The organism is Kitasatospora putterlickiae, assembly GCF_039527695.1.
GTDB classification, from domain to species: Bacteria; Actinomycetota; Actinomycetes; order Streptomycetales; family Streptomycetaceae; genus Kitasatospora; species Kitasatospora putterlickiae.
In genome coordinates this window covers 614-5,335 of the sequence record NZ_BAAAKJ010000111.1, presented here as the reverse complement: position 1 = coordinate 5,335, position 4,722 = coordinate 614, and the positions used below count along the sequence as shown (strand labels likewise).

2 protein-coding genes are annotated in these 4,722 nt (G+C 75.9%); both read right to left on the bottom strand.

The window, feature by feature from the left end; translation table 11 throughout:
- Nucleotides 1-2,501, bottom strand: a 2,501-nt coding sequence (locus ABD308_RS11670) for a non-ribosomal peptide synthetase (protein WP_344332032.1), incomplete at its 3' end; no start/stop codon positions are given.
- Nucleotides 2,502-2,533: 32 nt separating this feature from the next.
- Nucleotides 2,534-4,722 (bottom strand): KR domain-containing protein (locus tag ABD308_RS11665; protein ID WP_344332030.1); only part of this gene is annotated, 2,189 nt, incomplete at its 5' end.

Sequence of the window (4,722 nt, the reverse complement as noted above, 5' to 3'; positions counted from 1 at the left end):
TCGCCGCCGATGCACAGTTCCCCGGGCACCCCGGCCGGCACCAGCCGGCCCCGCTCGTCCAGCACGTGCAGCTCGGTGTTGGCGATCGGCGCGCCGATCGAGATCGGGCCGTCGCCCACCTCGGCCACCGCCGACCAGATGGTGGTCTCGGTCGGCCCGTACATGTTCCACAGCTCGACGCCGCCGGCCCGCAGCCGCCGGGCCAGCTCGGCGGGCAGCGCCTCCCCGCCGGCCAGCGCCTTGAGGCCCGGCGCGCCCCGCCAGCCCGCGTCCAGCAGCATCCGCCAGGTGGACGGGGTGGCCTGCATGACGCTCGCGCCGCAGACGGCCAGCAGCCGCGCCAGCCGTTCGCCGTCGGCGGCCGTGGCGCGTTCGGCGACCACCACCCGGGCGCCCTCGACCAGCGGCAGCAGCAGTTCCAGCAGCGAGATGTCGAAGGAGTGCGTGGTGACCGCGAGCAGGGTGTCGTCCGCCGCGATGCCGGGCCGTTCGCCCATCGCGCGCAGGAAGTTGGCCAGCGCCCGGTGCGGGACCTGCACGCCCTTGGGCCGCCCGGTCGAGCCCGAGGTGTAGATGACGTAGGCGAGGTCCGCCGCGTCCACCGGCGCGCCGGGGTCGCCGGCCGGTTCGGCGGCGAGCTCCTCGCGCAACTCGTCCAGGCAGAGCACCTCGGCGCCGGACGCGGGCAGCCGCTCGGCCACCGGCCGCTGGGTGAGCAGCACCGGCAGGCCCGAGTCGGCCAGCATGAAGGCGATCCGCTCCGGCGGGAACTCCGGGTCCAGCGGGACGAACGCGCCGCCCGCCTTCAGCACCGCGAGCAGCGCCACCACCAGGTCGACCGAGCGCCCGGTGCAGACGCCGACCAGGACGTCCCGCCCGACGCCGTGCCGGCGCAGCCGGTGCGCCAGCCGGTCGGCGCGCGCGTTCAGCTCGGCGTAGCCGAGCGCCTCGGCGCCGCAGCGCACGGCCTCGGCGTCCGGGGTGAGGGCGGCCCGCGCGGCGAAGCGGTGGTGGACCAGGCCCGCGTCCGGCCACGCCCGGCGGGTGTCGTTCCCCCGTTCGCGCAGTTCCCGCTCCTCGTCGGCGGAGAGCAGCGGCACCTCGCCGACCGGGTGGTCCGGGTCGGCGAGCAGCCGCTCCACCAGCAGCCGCAGATGGGCGGCGAGCCGGTCGACCGTGGCCGGGTCGAACAGGTCGCGGTTGTACTCGAAGCGGCCGCTCAGGCCCTCCGGCCGGTCGAAGACCTGGAGTTCCAGGTCGAAGCGGGCGGTGTGGCCGTCCACCTCCATCGGCTCCAGACGCAGTCCCGCCACGTCGAAGGAGGGCATGGCGATGTTCTGGAAGACGAAGGAGACCTGGAACACGGGGGTGCGGGAGAGGTCGCGCCGCGGGTGCAGCTCCTCCACCAGCCGCTCGAACGGCAGTTCCTGGTGGGCGAAGGCGCCCAGGCAGACCGGCCGCACCCGGGCCAGCAGTTCCCGGAAGGACGGCGCGCCGGACAGGTCGGTGCGCAGGGCCAGCGTGTTGGCGAAGTAGCCGATCAGCCGCTCGACCTCGGGGCGGCCCCGGTTGGCGACCGGCACGCCGACCACGATGTCCTCCTCCCGGGTGTAGCGGTGCAGCAGCACCTGGAAGGCGGCGAGCAGCGTCATGAACGGGGTGACGCCCTCGGCCCGGCTGAACGCGCGGACCCGGTCCATCAGGTGCGCGGGGAGCGCGAACGGGCGCGAGCCGCCCCGGGTGGTCCGCACGGCGGGCCGGGGCCGGTCGGCGGGCAGGTCCAGGGCGGCCGGGGCCCCGGCGAGCGCCCGTGTCCAGTACGCCAGGTCGGCCGCCGCCCCGTCGCCCTCCAGCCGCTTGCGCTGCCAGACCGCGTAGTCGGCGTACTGGATCGGCAGCTCGGGCAGCGCGGCCTCGGTGCCGGTGGCGTACCCGGCGTAGAGCGCGACCAGCTCGTCCAGGAACACCGAGGTGGACCAGAGGTCGCCCGCGATGTGGTGGATGGTCAGCAGCAGGACGTGCTCGTCGGCGGCCAGGCGCAGGAAGCGCGTCCGCACCAGCGGGCCGGTGGCCAGGTCGAACGGGCGGGCGAACTCCTCCCGCGCCAGCGCCTGGACGCCCTCCTCGCCGTCCGGACCGGCCAGGTGCTCGCAGCGGACGAGCGTGAACTCCGGCTCGGCGCCCTCGGTGACCACCTGGACCGGCTCGCCGTCCACCGCGCGGAAGGTGGTGCGCAGCGCCTCGTGCCGCCGGGCGATCGCGGAGACGGCGCGCCGCCACAGCTCCAGGTCGAGCGGGCCGCGGATCCGGGTGGCGCCGCAGACGTTGTAGGCGGTGTCTCCGGGCGTCAACTGGTCCAGGAACCACATCCGCTGCTGCGGGAAGGAGGCCGGGAACCGGTGCCGGCGGGGCCGGGCGGCGGCCTGCTTGCGGCGCAGCCGCTCGGCGAGCAGGGCGCGCTTCTCGGCGGCGGACAGGGCCGCGGGGTCGGGGGTGGTCATCGCACGTCCGTCCTCGTCTGTGTCGCGGGCGCTCATTCCTGGTCCCCCTGGTCCTCCCGGTGGGCGGCCTCCTCGGCGAGCAGGGCCTGGAGCCGGGCCTCCACCTCGTCGTCGGACAGGCCGTCCAGGTCGTCCAGGCCATCCGGTTCGTGCGTGCCGTGCAGGCCCTCGGCGCCGTCGACGCCGTGGAGTTCGACGGACGCGTCCCGGCTCAGCGCCTCGATGGCCTCCCCGGCGTCGCCGCCGGAGCCCGCCAGCAGCCGGACGGTGTGCGCGACGGTGGGGGAGTGGAAGAAGTCCCGCAGGTCGAGCTCGGTCCCGAAGCGGCCCTGGATCCGGGTGTTGATCTGCACGGCGGCCAGCGAGTGGCCGCCCAGGGCGAAGAAGTCGTCGTGGACGCCGACCTCCTCGACGCCCAGCACCTCCCGCCACAGCGCCGCGACGGCCTCCTCCCGCTCGGTGGCCGGCGCCACGAACGGCGTCGCCAGGTCGGGGCGCGGGTGGCTGCCGCCCAGTGGCGCCAGCCGCTCCAGCTCCCGGGCCAGCAGGGCCGGGGTGATCGAACGGGCCAGCCGGCGCAGCGCGCCGAAGTCCTGCGGGGTGACCACCAGGTGGGCCGGCAGGTCGGGCTGCGCCAGCAGCCGGGCGAAGGCGGCCCGGCCGTCCGTCTCGCCGAAGCCCTCGCCGAGCGCGGCGAGCGCCCCGGTGGCCTCGGGCCGCGGGCCCTCCCCGGTGTCGCCGCCCGCCGCCTCGGCCTCCGCGACGGTCCGCGCGATCTGCTCCAGCAGGGCGTCCACGTCGTTGATCCGCTTGACTGTGAAGTCGGTCACCCGCACCAGCAACCGGCCGTCGGGGTCGAGGAGTTCGAGGTCGCAGGTGAGGGTCTCACCGCCGGAGCCGGGCTTGATGTCCACGCCGACGTGCACGGTGCCGGTCAGCGGGTGCAGGATCCGCAGGCTCCGGTAGGTCAGCGGCAGGTAGTACGGGTCCTCGGCGTGCAGCCGGAAGACGCCGCCGGCCATGTCGAGCAGCGCCGGGTGCAGCGGGTAGTCGTCCAGGTCGGCGAGGAAGGCCTCGTCCAGCCGCAGGGTGGCGAGCATCCGCCGGCCGCCGGTGCGGATGGTCTCCAGCACCTGCCAGCGCGGCCCGAACCAGAACCGGAGCGGCCCGCCGCCCTCCTCGAAGCGCTCCACCCCGAGCCGGCGGCGGATCTCCTCCTCGGTCGACAGGACCTCGGTCACCTCGCAGCGGGCCTCCACCTCGGCCAGGTCGCGCACGGTGTCCGGGCCGCGCTCGTGGAACGACGCCGAGCCGGTGGCGTGCTCGCGCCACGGCGCGTCCCCGCCGGGGCGGCTGCGGACCGTGAAGCGGGTCCGGCCGTCCTGCTCCTCGATCGTGGTGTACACGGTCCGCCGCTGTCCGTCGGGGACGATCACCGGCGTCATGAACAGCACGTCGTGCAGCTCAATCTCGCGCCCGCCGGCCTGGTCGGCCAGGGCGGCGCGGACCAGTTCCAGGTAGGCGGTGCCCGGCACCAGGCCGTGGCCCATCAGCCGGTGGTCGTCGACGATCCAGCTGTCCGCGGTGGACAGCACCGTCTCGTAGACCCGGGTGGTGCCCTCGGAGCGGACCGGCCGCAGCAGCGGGTGCCCGGTCTCGGCGGCGGGCGCGCCGGGCCGGGCGGTCAGCCCGGCGGCCATGCCGACGCCCTCCCAGGTGCCCCAGCCGAGCGAGGTCACCGGCCGGCCCTGCCCGCGCCGCCACTGGGCGTAGGCGTCCAGGAAGGCGTTGGCCGCGCCGTAGTCGCTCTGGCCCGGCCCGCCGAGGACGGCGCTGACCGAGGAGCAGAGCAGCAGGAAGTCCAGCGGGTCGTCCGCGCAGAGCCGGTCCAGCAGCAGGGTGCCGACGGTCTTGGCCGCCAGCACGCCGTCCGCCTCCGCCGGGGTGCGGCGCGCCAGCATCCCGGCCGACGGCGCCCCGGCGGCGTGCAGCACGCCGTTCAAGGGGCCGAACCGTCCGCGCAATCCGGCGAGCGCGGCGCCGAGCCCGGCCTCGTCGGTGACGTCGGCGCGCAGCACCGCGATCCGCGCGCCGCGCTCGCGCAGCCGGGCCAGCCGGCGGATCCGGACGCTGGTCGGGTCCTGCTCGCCGTGCGCCTCCAGCCAGCCGGGGGTGTCCTCGTCGGCGGGGAACCCGGTGCTGCCCCGGCCGATGGTGTTGA